Origin of the sequence: Embleya sp. NPDC056575, from assembly GCF_042793325.1 — a bacterium.
Taxonomy (GTDB): domain Bacteria; phylum Actinomycetota; class Actinomycetes; order Streptomycetales; family Streptomycetaceae; genus Embleya.
The window spans coordinates 38155-56286 of sequence record NZ_JBHTVA010000055.1 but is presented as its reverse complement, the minus strand read 5'-3'; the positions used below and the strand labels follow the sequence as shown (position 1 = coordinate 56286).

Here is an 18132-nt window from a genome sequence, read left to right as displayed (position 1 = left end):
CGGATGGCGCCGCAGAAGTCTCGCACCGTACGCGGCCGCGTTGAAGGACCGGCCGCTACCGCTCAGTGCAGCGGGCGTCCGCCCGTGAAGGCCGGTCCGCGTACCTCGCCCTGCTGCGCGGTGGCCGCCGCGAGTTCGCGCCCCAGCCACTCGAACGCCGCCGGCAGCCCCCTGGCCCAGGTGCCGAAGTTGTGCCCGCCGGACGACTCGATCTGTACCTTCACCGTGTCCGTGGGCCGGAACTTGCGGGCGAACTCCCGGGCCTCGCGCACCGTCTTGCCCTCGCCCTTGGCCGCGAACAGATACATTCGCACCGGCGCCCGCCGGGGGTTGTCGATCGTGTACTGCGGGCTGTTGGCCCGGCGCAGCCCGTCGTCGCCCCGGTACAGATCGCCCGTGGTCATGTCGGTGATCGCCTTGAAGTAGCCGGACAGGCTGGCCGCCGCGGTGTAGCGGTCGGGGTGGCGCAGGGCCAGGTTCGCCGAGCAGAAGCCGCCGGTCGAGTAGCCGAGCAGCCCCCAGCCCGCCGGCGCGGGCGCGGTGCGGAAGTTGGCCGCTATCGCGTCGGGCACGTCCTGGCCGAGGTAGGTGTCGGCGCGGGCGCCGCCGGGCGCGTCCACACACTCGCTGTCGCGGCCCTCGATCGGGTTCTGCGCCGCGATCACCACGATCGCCGGCGGCATCCGCCCCGACTCCATCAGGCCGGCCAGCATCTGGTGCACCTTCATCCGGCGCAGCCAGGTGTCCGGGGTGCCGGGGAAGCCCGAGGTCAGTTGGATCACCGGGAAGCGGGTCCGGGCGTTGTCCGGGGTGAAGTAGGCGGCCGGCAGGTAGACGAAGGTGTTCAGTTTGTAGCCGGTGCGCGGGCCCTGGATGCTGGTGTTGACCAGCACGCCGTGCTTGGGGTCGGCGCCGCGCCGCGGCGGATGCGGCGGGCGCGGCCGGTCGGTCAGTGGGGGTTTGGTGACCATGAACGGCAGGCCCTTGCCGTCGTCGTCGGAGAACGGCACGGCCGGCTTGGGATCGAGGTGCTTGACCTTCACCGTGGACACCGACACGTCGGGTACGGACGGCCCGTCGGCGATGTGCATCAGGTCCGACAGGGTCGAATAGAAGTACATCTGCGCGTTGACCGCGGCCAGGATGGTGAAGGTCACCATGAGCTGGGTGAACAACAGCGTGCAGATCCGGCGGGTGCGCTGCAGTGTCGGGCGGTTCCAGAACCAGACGGTGGCGAAGGCGGTACCGGCGGTGGCGACCGCCATGCCTATGACGAACCACACACTCGTGATGTCCACGTCCCAGAAGGGCCGTCCCGCCAGCACTTGATCCAACGCTCCCACTGCCTTCTCCGCCGAGCCCGACCGATGGCGCCGGTCCCGGACGACGCCCCGCACGGTCGCGCCGGGAGCGGTGCAGCCTCTGTCTATTTTGTGCCCGACGGGTTGCCGGCGCGTCGATCCCGAGTCCCGTGCCGAGTCATTCACAAGTCGCACGCAAGTGCGCCGACTCCTCCGGCCGCCGATCGGGGATCAGTACGAACGTGGCAATCCCAGTGTGTGCCGCGCCACATGATTGAGGATCATCTCCCGGCTCACCGGCGCGATCCGCAACGTGCGGGCCATCGCCCACAGCGGGATCAGCCCGTAGTCACGGCTCATCCCGTTGCCGCCGTGGGTCTGGATCGCCGCGTCGACGGCGTGGACGGCCGCCTCGGCGGCGGCGTACTTGGCCATGTTGGCGGCCTCTCCGGCGGCCTTGACCCGCGCCTCACCCGCGTCGTGCAGCCGGGCCGCGCGGTAGGTCATCAGCGCGGCCAACTCGACCTCGATGGCGGCCTGGGCGAGCGGGTGGGCGATCGCCTGATGGGTGCCGATCGGGCGATCCCACACTTCGCGGGTCCGGGCGTAGTCGGCCGCGCGGGCGAGGGCGTACCTCGCGATGCCCACGCCCAGTGCCGCCCCGGTCACCCGCTCGGGGTTGAGGCCGTGGAAGACCTGGCGCAGGCCGTCGCCCTCGGTGCCGACCAGCCGGTCGGCGGACAGTGGTACGTCGTCGAAGAAGAGGGTGAACTGGCGTTCCGGGGCCGCTCCTTCGATCGCCAGTGGGGTCGCGGTCACTCTCGGGTCCGCGGTGTCGACCACGAACAGCGAGAGCCGGCCGTGCCCGGAGCCGGGGTCGGTGCCGGTGCGGGCCACCACGAGTACCGCGTCGGCCTCGTCGACTCCGGAGATGAACTGCTTGGTGCCGCGCAGCAACCAACCCTCGCCGTCCCGGCGGGCCGTGGTGGACAGTCGATGGGTGTTGGAACCGGCCTCCGGCTCGGTGATCGCGAACACGATCTTGCGGGTGCCGGCGGCCAGACCGGGCAACCACGCGGCCTGTTGCCCGGCGGTGCCGAAGCGGGTCAGCACCTCGCCGGCGATCGCCCCGGACACCAGAAGCAGCAACAGCGGGCAGCCGTGCGCGGCGACCTCCTCGCAGACGATGGTCAGCTCGAGCAGGCCGCCACCGCCGCCGCCGTACTCCTCGGGCAGGTTGACGCCGATGTAGCCGTGCCGGCCCAGTTCCCGCCACAGCTCGGTGGTGGGGCGGCGCTCGCGGCTGTGCTCGGCGAAGTAGCCGGGGCCGAATCCGTCGGTGATGGCGCCCACGGCGGCGCGCAGGGCCCGGTGTTCGTCGCTCTCGTCGATGCTCGGGTCGAAGCCTTCGTCGCGGGTTTCGTCGCGGTCTTCGGCAAAGCGCATGGATCACCCGTCCAGCAGCGTCGTGGGGATGTCGGTATGGCGGGACCGCACGTACTCGCCCAGGCCCTTGGCCTGCGGATCGGGTCGGGTCGAGGAGCCGACGCCCTCGCCGAGCAGGCCGGTGATCACGAAGTTCACCGCGCGCAGGTTGTCGAACACGTGGCGTTCGATCGGCAGGTCGGCCGCCTCCGGCAGCAGCTCGCGCAGCCGATCGACGCTCAGATGTACGCGGAGCCAGCGATACGACGCGTCGTCGCGCGTCCACAGGCCGAGGTTGGCGTCGCCGCCCTTGTCGCCGGAGCGGGCGCCGCAGACCAGGCCCAGGGGGGCTCGGCGGGTGGGGGCCGGCGGGCGGGCGGGCCGGCTCGGCGGGTCCGGGCGTGGGGGAGGCATGGGGTTCGGGATGCCGCGGGGGAGCGCGGCGGTCAGCTCCGGTGGCGGGATCGGGCGGGCGGTGCCGTCGGGGAGTACCACGGTGTGCGCGACCTCGCCCGCCGGGATCCACCCGGCGCGAAAGACGGCGTAGGCGGTCTCGGCCGTGGGCGGGGTGGTGGTGTGGAAGCCGGGGTAGCCGGCCAGGGCGAGTTCGACGACCGCGCCGGAGAAGGCCCGGCCGACCCTGGTCGGGTCCGGGTCCTTGACGGTGATCCGCAGGTGCGCGCCGGCCTGCTCGTTGGTCGGCGCGTCGGGGCGGTCGTAGCGGATCAGCCGCACGTCCACCTCGGCGAAGCGGTCCCGGCCGCCGAGCGCGTCGAACAACATGCGCTCGGCGTGCGCGGCCTTGGCCTCGATGTCCAGGCCGGTGAGCACCATCGTCATGGTGTTGCGGTAGCCGCCGAGCTCGTTGACGCCGACCTTGAGGGTGGGTGGTGGCGGCAAACCCCGGACGCCCTGGATCCGGACCCGGTCGGGGCCGGCCGGAGCGATCCGGATGGTGTCGAAGCAGGCCACCGCGTCGGGGTTGGCGTAGGCGGGGCCGCCGATCTCGTACAGGAGCTGGGCGGTGACCGTGCCGATCGAGACGGTGCCGCCGGTGCCGCGGTGTTTGGTGATCACCGACGAGCCGTCGGCGGCCACCTCGGCGATCGGGAAGCCGGGTCGGCGGGTTTCCAGGGCGAAGTCGTCGGTCCGGCCCGGGCGTTGCCGCCTCGGGGGTTCGCCGAGGAAGGGGTAGTTGCCGCCGGTGGCCTGTGGGCCGCACTCGATCACGTGCCCCGCGACGATCGCGCCGGCGATGCGGTCGTGGTCGGTGCGTCGCCAGCCGTGCCACCACGCGGCGGGGCCGACCACCAGGGACGCGTCGGTCACGCGCGGGCAGACCACGATGTCGGCGCCCTCGGCCAGCGCCTCGGCGATGCCCCAGCCGCCGAGGTAGGCGTTGGCCGTCACGGTGCGCGGGCCGGCGTCGATCCGGTCCAGTACGTCGTCGCCGGTGATGTACGCGATCTTCGGGGCCAGGCCCAGGCGTTGCGCGCTCGCGCGCAGTCGCTCGGCCAGGCCGGCGGGGTTGAGGCCACCCGCGTTGGAGACCACCCGGATGCCCCGGTCCAGGCACGTGCCCATGACCTGTTCGAGCTGGGTCACGAAGGTGCGCGCGTAGCCGGCACTCGGGTCCTTGGCGCGGGCCTTCCACAGGATGGACATGGTCAGTTCGGCCAGGTAGTCGCCGGTGAGCACGTCGATCGGGCCGCCCTCGACCATCTCGTGCGCGGCGGCGAGGCGATCGCCGTAGAAGCCGGAGCAGTTGGCGATCCGGATCGGGCGGCTGTCGGTCCGGCTCATCCGACCGCCTCCTGCGGTGTCCCGGCCGGTGGGTCGGCCGTCGTGAGCCCCGCCTCCTCCTCGCCATCCGCGGCGCGGACGACCGCCAACACGGCGCCGGTGTCCACCGCTTCGCCCGTGCCGACCGGCAGGTGGGACACCACCCCCGGGTACGGGGCGGTCACCTCGTGCTCCATCTTCATCGCCTCCACGGCCAGGACGAGTTGCCCGGCCGCCACCCGTTGGCCCACGGCGACCGCGACCCGCACCACCGTGCCGGGCATCGGCGCGAGCAGTGACCCGGCCGGTTCGGTCTCGGCCGGCACCGGCTCGGGCAGGCGCGGGAGTTCGGTCAGCACGCTCGCGCCGAGCGGGCTGTCCAGGTACACCGTGGCGCCGACCCGGTGTACGTGCACGGTTCGCCGGACGCCGTCGGCGGTCAGGTCGACCCGATCGGCGTGCGCGGCGTGGATCACCAGGCCGGGCAGGGGTTTTCCGTCGATCGCGACGTGGTCCGGGAGGCGGTAGGACACGGTGGTCCGGGTGTCCGGGTCGGATGTGTAGGTCACCTGTTGGTCGGCGTCGCGGACATTGCGCCAGCCGCTCGGGATGCTCGTCAACACCTCTACCCGGGAGCGGCGTTCGGCCTGTCCGGCGAGCGCCGCGGCCGCGGCGTGCACGGGCGTCGCCGAGGGGTCGGCGGCACACAGGTCGGCGGCGGCATGCCGATCCAGGAAGCCGGTGTCCACGGCGCCGGCGGTGAATTCGGCCGAGCGCAGCACGCCGACGAGCAGGTCGCGGTTGGTGCGTACGCCGTGCACCCGGGCACGGGCCAGCGCGCGGGCGAGTCCGCGGCACGCCTCCTCGCGGGTCGGCGCGTACGCGATCACCTTGGCCAGGAGCGCGTCGTAGTGCGCGCCGATCCGACTGCCCGTCGCCACCCCGGCGTCCACCCGGATTCCGTCCCGCTCGGACTCGGCGATTTCGAACCGGTGCAGGGTGCCGACCGAGGGGGCGTAGTCCCGGACCGGGTCCTCCGCGTACAGCCGGGCCTCGATCGCGTGCCCGGCGGCGTGCGCCTCCGCGGGCAGCGCGTGGCCCTGGGCCACCAGGAGTTGCAGGCGGACCAGATCCAGGCCCGTGGTCAGTTCGGTGACCGGGTGCTCGACCTGGAGTCGGGTGTTCACCTCCAGGAGATGGAAGGCGCCGGCGCGGTCGAGGACGAACTCGACGGTGCCCGCGCCGAGATAGCCGATCGCGCGACCGGCGGTGACCGCCGCCGCGCACAACTCGGCGCGCAATCCGGGGTCGATGCCCGGCGCGGGGCTCTCCTCGATCAGCTTCTGGTGCCGGCGCTGGATCGAGCAGTCCCGCTCGAACAGGGCGATCACCCGTCCGTGTGTGTCGCCGAGGATCTGTACCTCGATGTGCCTCGGATTCTGGACCAGTTGCTCCAGGAACACGGTGTCGTCGCCGAACGCGGCGGCGGCCTCGCGACGGGCGGTGGCGACGGCGGCGGGCAGTTCGCCCGGCTCGCGGACCACGCGCATGCCCCGACCGCCGCCGCCGAACGCGGCCTTGACGAGGAGGGGGAAGCCGATGCGGGCGGCCAGTTCGTTCACGGATTCGGGAGCGGACTCGGGGGCCACGACGCCGCCCGGCAGGACCGGGACGCCGGCGCGGCCGAGGAGGTCCTTCGCGGCGAGTTTGTCGCCCATCGCGGCGATGGTCTCGGGGGTCGGGCCGACGAAGAGCAGCCCCGCCTCGGCCGTTCGGCGGGCGAAGTCGGCGTTCTCGGACAGGAATCCGTAGCCCGGGTGGATCGTGTCGGCGCCGGTGGTGCGGGCCGCCTCGATCAGCAGGTCGCCGCGCAGGTAGGTGTCCACGGCCGCCGCGCCCGGCAGCCGGACCGCCTCGTCCGCCGCCGCGACGTGCGGGGAGTCGGCGTCGGGATCGGCGTACACGGCCACGGTGTCGATCCCCATCGCGTGCGCGGTGCGGGCGATCCGGACCGCGATCTCGCCGCGGTTGGCGATCAACAGCCTACGGATGAGCGGCATACGATCCCCTCGGTGTACGGGTGGCCGGTGGGGGCGGTCTCGGGGGCGGGTGTGGCCCCGGCGGGGTCGGGCCTACATGCGGAAGACCCCGTAGCCGGTGGTGCCCGCGACCGGGGCCGAATGTGCGGCGGACAGCGCGATGCCGAGCACGGTGCGGGTGTCGCGGGGATCGATCACCCCGTCGTCGTAGAGCCGCGCGGTGACGAAGAAGGCGTGCGACTCGCGCTCGATCTGCGCCTCGATCGCGGCGCGCCGCAGTTCGTCCACGTCCTCGTCGAAGGCGAGCCCACGAGCGGCGGCGGCCTGGCGGCCGACGATGGACAACACGCCCGCCAGTTGCGCGGCGCCCATCACCGCGAGTTTCGCGGTCGGCCACGCGAACAGCAGACGGGGATCGAAGGCACGCCCGGACATCCCGTAGTTGCCCGCGCCGAAGGACGCGCCGATGTTGAGGGTGAGGTGCGGGACGGTGGAGTTGGTCACCGCGTTGATCATCTTGGCGCCGTCCTTGACGATGCCGCCCTGTTCGTACGCGGTGCCGACCATGTAGCCGGTGGTGTTCTGGAGGAACAGCAGCGGGGTGTGCGCGCGGTTGGCGAGTTGGATGAACTCGGCGGCCTTCCTGGACTCCTCGCCGAACAGCACCCCGCGCGCGTTGGCCAGCACCCCGACCGGGAAGCCGTGCACCGAGGCCCAGCCGGTGACCAGGCTGGTGCCGTGCTCGGACTTGTACTCGTCGAACCGCGACCCGTCCACCACCCGGGCCAGCACCTCGCGCGGATCGAACGGGACGCGCAGGTCCGTCGGCACCAGGCCGAGCACCTCGTCGATGTCGTACAGCGGCTCGTCGGGCGGTCGGCTCGGACCAGGGCCCTGCTTGCGCCAGTTCAGGTCGGCCACGACGCGCCGCCCGATCCGCAGGCAGTCGTACTCGTCGACGGCGTAGTGGTCGGCGAGTCCGGACACGCGCGCGTGCATCGCGGCGCCGCCCAACTCCTCGTCGTCCGCCTCCTCGCCGGTCGCCATCCGCACCAGCGGCGGCCCGCCGAGGAAGACCTTGGCCTGGCCGGCCACCAGGACCGCGTGGTCGCACAGGCCCGGGATGTACGCGCCGCCGGCGGTCGAGTTGCCGAACACGAGGGCGATGGTGGGGATCCCGAGCGCGGACAGCTCGGTCAGGTCGTGGAAGACCCGGCCGCCGGGCACGAACAACTCGGCCTGGGTGGGCAGATCCGCGCCCCCGGACTCGACGAGGTTGACCACGGGGAGTCGGTTGCGGCGGGCGATCTCCAGCGCGCGCAGGTGCTTGCGCAGCGAGTAAGGATTGACCGAACCGCCGCGCACCGTCGGGTCGTTGGCGATGAGCACACACTCCACGCCGCAGACCGGACCGATGCCGGTGACCACGCCGGCGCCCACGGTGAACTCGGTGCCCCACGCGGCCAGGGAGGACAACTCCAGGAAGGGCGCGTCCCGGTCGAGCAGCAGCTCGATGCGCTGACGGGCGGTCAGGCGCCCGCGGGCCCGATGTCGTTCGACGTAGCGTTCGCCGCCGCCGGCCCGGGCCAGGTCCAGTTGCTCGTGCAGCGCCGCGAGGGCGGCCAGTTGTGCGGTGCGGTTGGCCCGGTAGGTGTCGGACCGCGGATCGAGACGGGAACGCAGAACGGGCACGACCTCGACTCCTCGCCTGTCGACGCGAAGGCAGCTTCCGGATGTTAACGGCCGGTCACTTGGCTATGGAAGGCCCGAGCGCAGCGGGGGAGTCGCGGACGCCGGCGCCGTATCCGGGTCGGTCGGCGCACAACGACGCCGACGCGACCCGGGGGAGGGTCGCGTCGGCGGGCGGGATCAGCCGTGGTGCCCGTGGTGCCCCGCGTGCGGGTCGGCGGCCTGCTCCGGCGCGTGGGCGTGCGGGGCGGGCTTGCCCGCCTCGACGGTGAACTCGGCGGTGCGCACCACGCCGCCGTGCTGGAAGTCGAGGAAGAACCGGTACGTGCCGACGCTGGGCAGTTCGGTGTGGAACGCGATCTCCGGACCGGCCGGGGTGACCCCGTCGCCGGGCGCGCCGCCGGGGTGCACGTGCAGGTAGGCGAGGTCGCCGTCGCGCAGCACGACCAAGTGGCCGAACGCGGCCAGGTAGGGCTCCAGGTCGGTGACGGGCGCGCCGTCCCGGGCCACCGAAAGGGTGATGTGCGCGCCCTGTCCGGCCGCGGGTTCGCCGGCGAGGGTGACCGTGTAGCCGTCGACCTCGGCGGTCGCGGCCGGGGCGGGCAGCGGCACGGGCCGGAAGTCGCCCGCGACGTGGATGTCGACGCCGAGGGTGAGCGGGGTGCCGGTCGCGGCCGGGGCGAAGTCGGTGAAGACCCGGTACGTGCCGGCCTCGTCGAGGGTCAGCTCCTGGGTCCAGACGCCGTCCTGGCCGAGGACCGGGTGGACGTGCCGGAAACCGCTCAGGTCGCGGCGCACCACGATCAGGTGCAGGTCCTTGTCGTGTTGCGGGACGTACTCGCGCACCGGGGTGCCGTCGGGGCCGTCGATCCGGAACGCGAAGGTGCCGGCGGGCGCGGTGACCGGGACCAGGGTGTAGCCGTCGCGGGAGACCTGAAGACCCTCGGGGGTGGCGGTGGTGGCGGCTGCGTGGTGGGCGTGGACGGTCATGACGGTCTCCCTGGGCGATGTGCGTGGTGTTCGAGGTGTTCGTTCTCTTCGTCGGCGGCCGGTGGTGTCGGCCACGAAGATGAAGTTATACCCCTGGGGGGTATCAGGCAAGATCATTCGCGAGGCTCCCCGAAACTTCCTCGCGGCGTGATGGCCGACGCCGGTGAGTCGCCGGGCCGGAAAACGGGATTCGCATCGGGTGCGCGGTGTCGGATACTGCGGGCTCGGGGGACGGTCACGGGGAAGCGAGGTCGGCGGGATGCGTACGTTGTTGATGGGGGTGGTCGGGTCGACCGCCTACGGGTTGGCCACCGAGACCTCCGACGAGGATCTGCTCGGCGTCTTCCTCGCGGATTCGCGGGAGGTGCTGGGCCTGGACGGCGCGGCGGCGGCCGGCCGCTCGCGGGTGACCACGAAGCCCGACGTGACGATGCACGAACTGGGCAAGTACTGCTCGCTCGCGCTCAAGTGCAACCCGACGGTGACCGAGCTGTTGTGGCTCCCGGAGTATCGGGTCGAGACCGAGGCCGGGCGTCGACTCCGGGCGCTGCGGGGGAAGTTCCTGTCCACGGAGTACGTCCGGTCGGCCTACGGCGGTTACGCGCTCCAGCAGGCCAAACGCCTGCTCGGGCGGCACGAGGCGGGCAAGGACGGTTTCTCCGCGGACACCGCCCGACGCACCGCCAAACACGGTCGACACTGTCTGCGCCTGCTGATCCAGGCCCAACGACTGCTCGCGACCGGCGAGTTGATCCTGGATGTGGGCGCGCAGCGGGAGGACCTGTTCGCCGCGGGCCGGCTGGCCGTCGAGGACCCGCCCGCGTTCGCCGCGCGCTTCGAACACGAGAAGGCCGGCCTCGACGCCGTGGCCTCGGTGCTCCCCGACCGCCCGGACCGGGCGGCGATCAACACGCTGGTCGTGGAATTGCGGATGGCCGCCCTCACTCCCTGACCGAGGTCGAATACGCTCCGTGTGGGTAGGTATCGACACGGACCGAAACCTTCGAAGGGAGGCGCGATCATGGCGCAGGAATACGATCCTCCGCGAAAGAGCAGGCCGCCCCGGAAGGATTGGAAGAACTCCTTCGAACACTGGGACGCCACGCCGCACGACTGGCACGCGGAGGGCCCGGACCTGTTCCAGTGCGGCGAGTGCGGCTTTCGCTCCTCCGCCGTCCCGGTACCACCGACGCGATAGCGGCCGGCGGCGAGCCTCGACGCCGCGCCTCGGGCCGAGCACATCCGCGTCCGCTCGGGTGCGCCCCGGGGCCCCTGCGGTATGGCTCAAATGTGTTGACTCTCGTGGTGATCACCTTGGTACGGTCCGGCCGTGTTCACACTTGCCGAACCTCCGCTCTTCGCCCGCCTCCGCGATGCCCGCTCGGTGCTGATCGCCGGGGCGGGCGGGGGATTCGACGTGTTCGCCGGGCTGCCGCTCGGCATCGCGTTGACGGATCTGGGCAAGCGGGTGCACTTCGCCAACCTGTCGTTCGTGACGGTGGATCACCTGCCGTCCTCGGTGCGGGTGACTCCGGGCCTGGCGGCGGTGCGGTCGGATACCCCCGGGAACGACGACTACTTCCCGGAGCGGGCGCTGGCGATGTGGCTCTCGCGCAACGGTTTCCCGGACACGGTGTACACGTTCGCGAAGACCGGGGCGAAGCCGCTGCGGGCGCTGTACCGGCGCCTGGTACGCGACTTGGACATCGACGCGATCGTGTTGGTCGACGGCGGGACCGACATCCTGATGCGCGGCGACGAGGCGTCCCTCGGCACGCCGGAGGAGGACATGACCAGCCTGGCCGCGGTGGCCGGGGTGGACGTACCGGTCCGGCTGGTGGCCTCGCTCGGGTTCGGGATCGACGCCTACCACGGGATCTGCCACGCGCAGGTGTTGGAGAACCTGGCCGCGCTCAGCCGGTCGGGCCACTATCTCGGCGCGCTGTCCATCCCGCGCGAATCGCGGGAGGGCGCGCTGTTCCTGGACGCGGTGGCCTACGCGAATCGGGTCACCCCGCGCCGCCCGAGCATCGTGCAGGGGTCCGTGGGCGCGGCGTTGAGCGGCCGGTTCGGCGACGCGCACTTCACCGAACGCACGGGGAACAGCGAGCTGTTCATCAATCCGCTGATGAGCGTCTACTTCACCGTCGACCTGGTCGGTCTGGCCGAACGCTCGCTCTACCTCGACCGGTTGGAGAGCACCCGCAACATCTGGGAGGTCTCGTCGCGCATAGCGGAGTTCCGCGACGAGTTGCCGTCGACCCGGCCCAGGCAGGCGATCCCGCACTGAGGCCGATCGGCCGTCAGGTCTCGCGCAGCGGGCGGTAGTCGTCCGGGCTCAGGCCGAACGTCCAGGCCACGCCCTCGCGGGCGGTCTCGGTGTCCGGCGGCACCCGCAACCAGTAGGTGCGGACGCTGCCGTCGGGCTCGGGGGTGGAGTTGAGCACCTCGACCATCACGATCGGCTCGTCGTCGTCGAGGTCGATCTCCCACAACACGCCGGTCTCGTCCCGGTCGAGCGGCTGGGCGCCCACCTCGCGCAGATAGCGGTCGTAGCCGTAGATCTCCAGCATCACCCGGCGCAGTTCGGCGTTGTGTTCGTTGCGGATGGCCCGTGCGGTCAGCCGGCTGCCACCGGGACCGAGGCCGCCGACGAAGTCGGCCGGTACGGGCATCCCTCGCCACGCGTGCAGCGCGAAGCCGTCGGCGTAGGTGAGCGCGGGGCCGTCGCCGTGGTGCAGCCGGGAGTGGTCGTCGCGGTGCATGACGGTGGGCCGTTCGCTGACGAGGGCGACCCGCTCGTAGGGCCACCACCAGCCGACGTGGCGGGCCACCTCGCCCAGTTCGGCCACGACGGGGAAGTCGAACTCGGGGAAACACCTTCGCAGTCCGTCGAACACCGCCAGCCAGGCCCCGTCGAACTGGCCGCCGAGGGCGCTGTACGTGGTCGCGCGGATCTTGTCGGCGACGTCCCATCGGCCCGGGACGGAGGCGGCGCGCCTGGTGGGGGTGCGTACCGAGGGGTCCGTCGCGCCGACGCCGGCGTGTACGGCCTCGCGGATCCGCTCGGTCAACTCGCGGGTGGGCTCCCACAACCGCGACGTGCCCTCGTTCCAGGCGAGTTGCCAACCGGCCGCGCCGAGCGCCGCGCTCGCCTCGGCCTTGGCGGCCTGCCACGGCCCGCTCCACAACCGCTCCTGGACGGGCCGACCGGGCCGGCCGGGCACCTTCACCGACAACCGCGTGGCGGCCAGATCCGCCGGCCGGCACGTACCGGAGGCCACCGCCGCCGCGACCGCCGCCGTGAGTGGCGAGTCGTACCAGACCACCCGCTCGGGCTCCGCCATCCCGGCGGCCCGATACACCGCCCGGATCGCCCGTTCGGCCGCCTCCCGATCCGCACCGCCGGTGGCGGAGACCACCTCACCCCAGTGGTCGGCGGCCTCCTGCAACACCACCCGGTCCGCGTCCCGGAGCACTCGGGCCGGCCCACGGCGGGGCCCGGAGGGCGCGGGAGTGAGCCTCGGGGATGGGGCGACGGGGGCGGAGACGCCCGTGCGGACCGCCGTCGCGTCGTGCGGAGCCCGCGTCTCGCGGGCCCGGAGCGCGGACCAGGCCGCGGCGGCCGGATTGGCGGGCGGCGCGGGGCGGGGCGCCGGCTGTGCGGCGGGCGGCCTGCGGGGCAGCGCGATGCCGGGCAGTCGGCGGGGCGGCGGGGCCATCGTGTCTCCCGTGGCTTGCGGTTCGCGGCCACACGCTAACCGACCCGACCGACACCCCACCGCCCCCGACCACCCCCGCGCCGCACCCCACCGCCCCCGACCGCCCCCGCGCCGCGCCTGACCGTGCCCGCGCCCGGCTGTGCCGCGCTCGGGCCGCACCCGGGCCGCGCCCGGCCGCGGCCGACTGTGCCTGCGCTGCGCTCGGGCCGCGCCCCACCGTGCTCGACCGCGCCCGCGCCGCGCCCCACCGTGCTCGGCCGCGTCCGCGCCGCACCCGCGCCGCGCCCGACCGTGCCCGCGTCGCGCCCGGCCGTGCCCGCGTTGCATCCGGCCGTGCCTGCGCCGCGCTCGGGCCGCGCTCCGCCGCGCCCGCGCCCCGCTCGGGCCGTGCCCCGCCGCGTCCGCGCCGCGCCCGACTGTGCCTGCGCCGCGGATCAGTATCCCGTCGGGCGGATCAGGCCGGATTCGTAGGCGTATACCGCCGCCTGGGTGCGATCGCGTAGGGACAGCTTGACGAGGATCCGGCCCACATGGGTCTTCACGGTCTGTTCCGCCACCACCAGGCCGGCGGCGATCTCGGCGTTGGACAGGCCCTGGGCGATCAGGGACAGGACTTCGGTCTCGCGTTCGGTCAGGTCGCCGAGCCGGCCCTTGACGGGAAGCTTCGGGGCGCCGGCCAGGCGGGCGTACTCGCCGATCAGGCGTTTGGTGAGGTTGGGCGCCAACAGGGCGTCGCCCGCGGCCACCACCCGTACCGCGTGGGCCAGTTCCTCCGCCGAGGCGTCCTTGAGCAGGAAGCCCGACGCGCCGGCGCGCAGCGCCTCGTACACGTACTCGTCCAGGTCGAAGGTGGTCAGTACGAGGACCTTGGTCGCGGCGTCGGCGGGGCCGGTGATGCGGCGGGTGGCCTCGATGCCGCCCAGGCGCGGCATCCGGATGTCCATCAGCACCACGTCGGGGGCCAGTTCGGCGACCATCGCGACCGCGTCGAGGCCGTCCACCGCCTGGCCGACCACCTCGATGCCGGGCTCGGCGTTCAGCAGCACGGTGAACCCCTGCCGGACCATCACCTGGTCGTCGGCGATCAACACCCGTACGGTCACGAACCGTTCCCCCTCACGAACCGCTCCCTTTCCCGAACCGCCACCGCGTCACGCACCACTGCCCAGCGGCAGCCGCGCCACCACCTCGTAACCGCCGCCGGGAATCGGCCCGTCGGCGAACTCGCCCCCCAGCATGGCCACCCGCTCCCGCATGCCGAGCAACCCGTGCCCGCCACCCTCCGCCCCCACCCCGGCGGCCCCGGCCGCACCGCCCGCCGCCGGCGGCGCCGTATTGGCCACCCGCAGTGCCAACCCCGTGGCCTGATACCCCACCTCCACCCGGATCGCCGCGCCGGGCGCGTGCCGCAGCACGTTGCTGAGCGCCTCCTGCACGATCCGGAACGCGGACAACTCGACCCCCGGCGACAACGCCCGACGCTCGCCGGTGATCCGGGTGTCGACCTCGACGCCGGCGCCGCGCACGTTGTCGACCAACTCGTCCAGCCGGTCCAGGGTCGGCTGCGGGACGTGCCGCATCGCGGTCGACAGGTCGTCCTCCGAGCGCAACACTCCGAGCACCCGGCGCAGTTCGGCGAGCGCGTCGACCGCGTTCGCCCGGATGCCGGTCAGGTTCTCGCGCAGTGCGTCGGACGGGTTGTCCACCAGGTGCGGCGCGACCTGCGCCTGGATCGAGATCACCGACATGTGATGGGCGACCACGTCGTGCAACTCGCGAGCGATCCGGGCGCGTTCCTCGAGGAGGGTGCGCCTGGACCGTTCCTCGGCGGTGAGTTCGGTCTGCGCCAACAACTGGTTCCGGGCCACCCCCCGCGCGCGCAGCGCCGCGCCGACCAGCACCGTGACGCAGAAGATCAGTGTGGCCTGGTACAGATCGGGGTTGTGCACGGGCGACGCGGCCAGGGTGCACACCGCGCCCACCAGGACGCTGATCCCCAGCGCCTCGGCCGCGATCCGCGGCCGCATCCGCAGCGCCAGGATGAACAACGCCGCGGCGTGCAGCGCGATGCCGCTGCCGGTCCACGGGTACATCTGCGGCCCGTGCGGCTTCGCGAGCACCGCGACCAGGACCATCGTCACCGTCACCGCCCACCAGGCCGGCAGCGGCCGTCGCACCGCGTACACCACCGCCAGTGGCGGAATCGCGCCCAGCACCACGCCGGGCCCCTGACCCAGGCCGTACTGCCAGATGGCCTGGTTGATGCCGAGGATCCCGGTCGGGAACACCGCGAAGGCGACCAGCAGCACCATCGCCGGTTGCCAGTCGCGCCAACCGGGCGGCAGCGGATCGGGCTCCGCCGTCCACAGGTCGTCACGGAGCGTACGGGTCAGTGTGCCCAGTGCCGTTCCGAATCGGCCCCCGCTGCCCTCCCGCACACGATCAACCCTAGGCACGCCGTACCTCCGCCGTCCGGCCGGGTCGATGCCCGACCCGGCCCCGGCACCGAAGCTACGCACCGCCCCCACCGCCGCGCATCCCGCCGCGGAGCCGCCCTCGCGACTGGCTCGGAGGTATTACGGGTATGACGGCCGGCGTTCGGCCGCCCCACCCCTCAACCGGGCTCCTTGACCCCCGCCAGCATGCCCTCGATGCGGTCCGGCGGGCCCGGGCGGGAGAAGTACCACCCCTGCCCCGCGTCGCACCCGATCGCCCGCAGCCGCTCCGCCTGGACCGCCGTCTCGATGCCCTCGGCCGTCACGGTGAGCCCGATCGCGTGCGCCAGCTCGACGAGCGAGGCCACGATGCGCCCGTCCACCGGGTCCGAGTCGCCGGGCTGGCGCAGGCCCTCGACGAACGAGCCCGCGATCTTGAGTTCGCACACCGGCAGTCGGCGCAGATAGGCCAGGTTCGAGTAGCCGGTGCCGAAGTCGTCGATCGCGATCCGGATGCCCATCGCGGCCAGTTCGCGCAGCCGTTCCAGCGGACCACCGTCGGTGGACATGATCTGACTCTCGGTCAGCTCGAATTGCAGCCGGCCCGGATCCAGGCCGGTCTCGGCCAGTACCCGCTCCACCTGCCGGACCAGGCCCGGTTCGCGGCACTGGCGTTCGGCCAGGTTGACGCTGATGAACGGCGCGCTGTCCGGCTCCAGGTCCTGCCAACGGCGCGCCTCGCGGCAGGCCTGTTCCAGCACGTGCATGCCCAGCGGCACGATCAGGCCGGTCTCCTCGGCCAGGCCGATGAAGCGGTCCGGTCCGACCAGGCCGTTGCGCGGATGGCGCCAGCGCACCAGCGCCTCGACGCCCAGCACGCCGCCGTCGGCGAGGGACACCAGCGGCTGGTAGTCGACGTAGAACTCGCCGTGATGCAGCGCGGCGGGCATCTCCGCGGACAGCGTGTAGCGGGCCACCTCGCGGTCGTTGCGGTCGGTGTCGAACACCGTCCACCGGCCGCGGCCGTCGGACTTGGCCCAGTACAGCGTTATGTCGGCCGCCCGCAGCGTGTCCGCCGGGCTGGTGCCGGCCACCGGCCGCTCGACGATGCCGATGCTCGCGGTGACCGTCAGATCGTGGCCGCGGATCCGGAACGGCTCGCGCAGCGCGGCGAATACGCCGTCGGCGAGCGCCACCACCTGGCCGGTCCCGGTGGAGTGCTCGACCAGGATGACGAACTCGTCGCCGCCCATCCGCGCCATCAGATGCCCGGCCTGGCCCGCGTACCGGCTCAACCGCCGGGCGACCGCGACCAGCAACTGGTCGCCCACGTCGTGCCCGAGGCTGTCGTTGACCACCTTGAACCCGTCCAGGTCCAGGTAGCACAGGCCGACCCGGTCGCCCGGGCCCGGGTGCTCGAAGGCCGCGGTCAGTCGTTCGACGAACAGCGCGCGGTTGGGCAGCCCGGTGAGTTGGTCGTGCATCGCCTGGTGGCGCAGCCGGGTGTGCAGGCGGTGGCGGTCGGTGACGTCCTCCAGCATGCAGACCTGGTACTCGGGATTGCCCTTGGAGTCGCGGACCAGGGAGAGCGACAGGTGTGTCCACAACGTCTCGCCGTCGGCGTTCTCGAACTGCTTCTCCAGCGCGAAGTGATCACGCTCGCCGGTGACCAACTCGTCGTAGAGCTTCCACATGTGGTCGGTGTCGCCGGCGTGCATGAAGTCGCGGACCTGCCGCTTGCACATCTCCTCGACGCTGGCCGCGAACATGGTCGTCATCGCCTGGTTGACGTCGATCACGTTGCCGTCGACGTCGCCGATCCCGATGCCGATCGCGGCCTGGTCGAAGACCGCCCGAAAGCGCGCCTCGCTCGTGTGCAGCGCGTGTTCGGCGTTGTCCCGCGCGACCAGGACGGCGGCGTGGATGGCCTCCTGCTCGTCCAGCGTGCGCCGCCGCAGCGCCTCCGCGTAGCCCGCCGCGAGCGCCCCGGTGAGCGCGGAGACGCGCTCCAGCCAGACGTCGGGATCGTGGCCCTGGGCGGCGGCCTTGGCGCGCAACACGGGCCACCAGGGGCCGACCAGACCCAGCGTGCGCTCCAGCGTCCCGCTGCCGGTGAAGTGTTGCCCGACCAGCGACGCGCCGACCTCGCGCGCGATCGCGGGGTCGAACGGCTCGGAACGCAGCGCGTGGGCGAGACGCTCGGCCTGCCCGCGCAGGTACTCCTCGATCTCGGCTCCGCTCAACGGGACGAAGCTGGTGCCCTCGATGGTGCGGGCCCAGTCCCGGGCGAAGCGGCTCAGCGACCCCTCGGCCTCGTCGAAGCGCGCGTCGTGCGTTCCGCCGCTCACCCTGTGCCCCTTACGGTGGTCCGGGCGCGCCGGCCGGCTCCCCGGCACGCCTGGAGCCACATGCCCGGCGCCCACGATGGTCGATCCACCGCCCCACCTTTCCTCCTCGGGGGCGATCCGCCACCGCGCAATGTCGGTGCGGTCGCCTCTCGGACGAGCCGGCCACAATCCCCAGCGGCCGTGTGAACGAGCCACATCACCCGTTATCACCCGTTCGGACGAGCCGGATGGTACGTCCGGCACGTCCCGACGATCGCGTGATCATCGTTGACGGTATCCGCCGCGGCGCGGAAACGTCTTGCAGTTGGACACGGCGCGAGGAGCATCACTCCGGAGAGGGACAGGTGGTGCGCGCGGGTCCGTACCGAATTGTGGCGTACGCCCGCGTACTCCGGCGTACG

General features: G+C 72.6%; 13 protein-coding genes. 3 read left to right on the top strand and 10 right to left on the bottom strand.

Going from position 1 to position 18132, the window contains the following annotated elements; translation table 11 throughout:
* Positions 1-62: 62 nt before the first annotated feature.
* From ACFRCG_RS34425 to ACFRCG_RS34400, 6 genes are all read right to left on the bottom strand, one after another.
* Positions 63-1343, bottom strand: coding sequence for an alpha/beta hydrolase (locus ACFRCG_RS34425; protein WP_380038803.1), 1281 nt, complete (start codon positions 1341-1343; stop codon positions 63-65).
* A 189-nt stretch (positions 1344-1532) separates the two neighbouring features.
* A complete protein-coding gene (locus tag ACFRCG_RS34420; RefSeq protein ID WP_380038801.1) occupies positions 1533-2747 on the bottom strand; it encodes an acyl-CoA dehydrogenase family protein in 1215 nt (404 codons plus the stop codon).
* 3 nt (positions 2748-2750) lie between these two features.
* Positions 2751-4529 carry an acyclic terpene utilization AtuA family protein gene (locus ACFRCG_RS34415; protein ID WP_380038799.1) on the bottom strand — a complete coding sequence of 593 codons (1779 nt, stop codon included), beginning with the start codon at positions 4527-4529 and terminating at the stop codon, positions 2751-2753.
* Positions 4526-6568 carry an acetyl/propionyl/methylcrotonyl-CoA carboxylase subunit alpha gene (locus tag ACFRCG_RS34410; protein WP_380038797.1) on the bottom strand — a complete coding sequence of 681 codons (2043 nt, stop codon included), beginning with the start codon at positions 6566-6568 and terminating at the stop codon, positions 4526-4528. The genes ACFRCG_RS34415 and ACFRCG_RS34410 overlap by 4 nt, the downstream gene beginning before the upstream one ends.
* 72 nt (positions 6569-6640) lie before the next feature.
* Positions 6641-8239, bottom strand: a complete 1599-nt coding sequence (locus ACFRCG_RS34405; RefSeq protein ID WP_380038795.1) for an acyl-CoA carboxylase subunit beta — start codon at positions 8237-8239, stop codon at positions 6641-6643.
* Between the two features lie 177 nt (positions 8240-8416).
* Positions 8417-9226, bottom strand: coding sequence for a hypothetical protein (locus tag ACFRCG_RS34400; RefSeq protein ID WP_380038793.1), 810 nt, complete (start codon positions 9224-9226; stop codon positions 8417-8419).
* A 259-nt stretch (positions 9227-9485) separates the two neighbouring features.
* Here ACFRCG_RS34400 and ACFRCG_RS34395 point away from each other — a divergent pair, with 259 nt between their 5' ends.
* The 3 genes from ACFRCG_RS34395 to ACFRCG_RS34385 all read left to right on the top strand — a co-directional run bounded on the left by ACFRCG_RS34395 (position 9486) and on the right by ACFRCG_RS34385 (position 11516).
* Complete coding sequence (locus ACFRCG_RS34395; RefSeq protein WP_380038791.1) at positions 9486-10178, top strand: DNA polymerase beta superfamily protein; 693 nt, start codon at positions 9486-9488, stop codon at positions 10176-10178.
* A gap of 69 nt (positions 10179-10247) precedes the next feature.
* Entirely contained in the window at positions 10248-10424 is a 177-nt protein-coding gene (locus ACFRCG_RS34390; protein ID WP_380038789.1) for a hypothetical protein, read from the top strand.
* Positions 10425-10556: 132 nt separating this feature from the next.
* A complete protein-coding gene (locus ACFRCG_RS34385; RefSeq protein WP_380038787.1) occupies positions 10557-11516 on the top strand; it encodes a DUF1152 domain-containing protein in 960 nt (319 codons plus the stop codon).
* A gap of 13 nt (positions 11517-11529) precedes the next feature.
* Here the strand turns inward: ACFRCG_RS34385 and ACFRCG_RS34380 are convergent, their stop codons facing one another.
* The 4 genes from ACFRCG_RS34380 to ACFRCG_RS34365 all read right to left on the bottom strand — a co-directional run bounded on the left by ACFRCG_RS34380 (position 11530) and on the right by ACFRCG_RS34365 (position 17731).
* Positions 11530-12948 carry a DUF6745 domain-containing protein gene (locus ACFRCG_RS34380; RefSeq protein ID WP_380038785.1) on the bottom strand — a complete coding sequence of 473 codons (1419 nt, stop codon included), beginning with the start codon at positions 12946-12948 and terminating at the stop codon, positions 11530-11532.
* A 434-nt stretch (positions 12949-13382) separates the two neighbouring features.
* Entirely contained in the window at positions 13383-14051 is a 669-nt protein-coding gene (locus ACFRCG_RS34375; protein WP_380038783.1) for a response regulator, read from the bottom strand.
* 48 nt (positions 14052-14099) lie between these two features.
* A complete protein-coding gene (locus ACFRCG_RS34370) occupies positions 14100-15386 on the bottom strand; it encodes a sensor histidine kinase (RefSeq protein ID WP_380038781.1) in 1287 nt (428 codons plus the stop codon).
* A gap of 176 nt (positions 15387-15562) precedes the next feature.
* Positions 15563-17731: a putative bifunctional diguanylate cyclase/phosphodiesterase gene (locus ACFRCG_RS34365; RefSeq protein WP_380038779.1), complete on the bottom strand. Its 2169-nt coding sequence runs from the start codon at positions 17729-17731 to the stop codon at positions 15563-15565.
* Positions 17732-18132 lie beyond the last annotated feature (401 nt).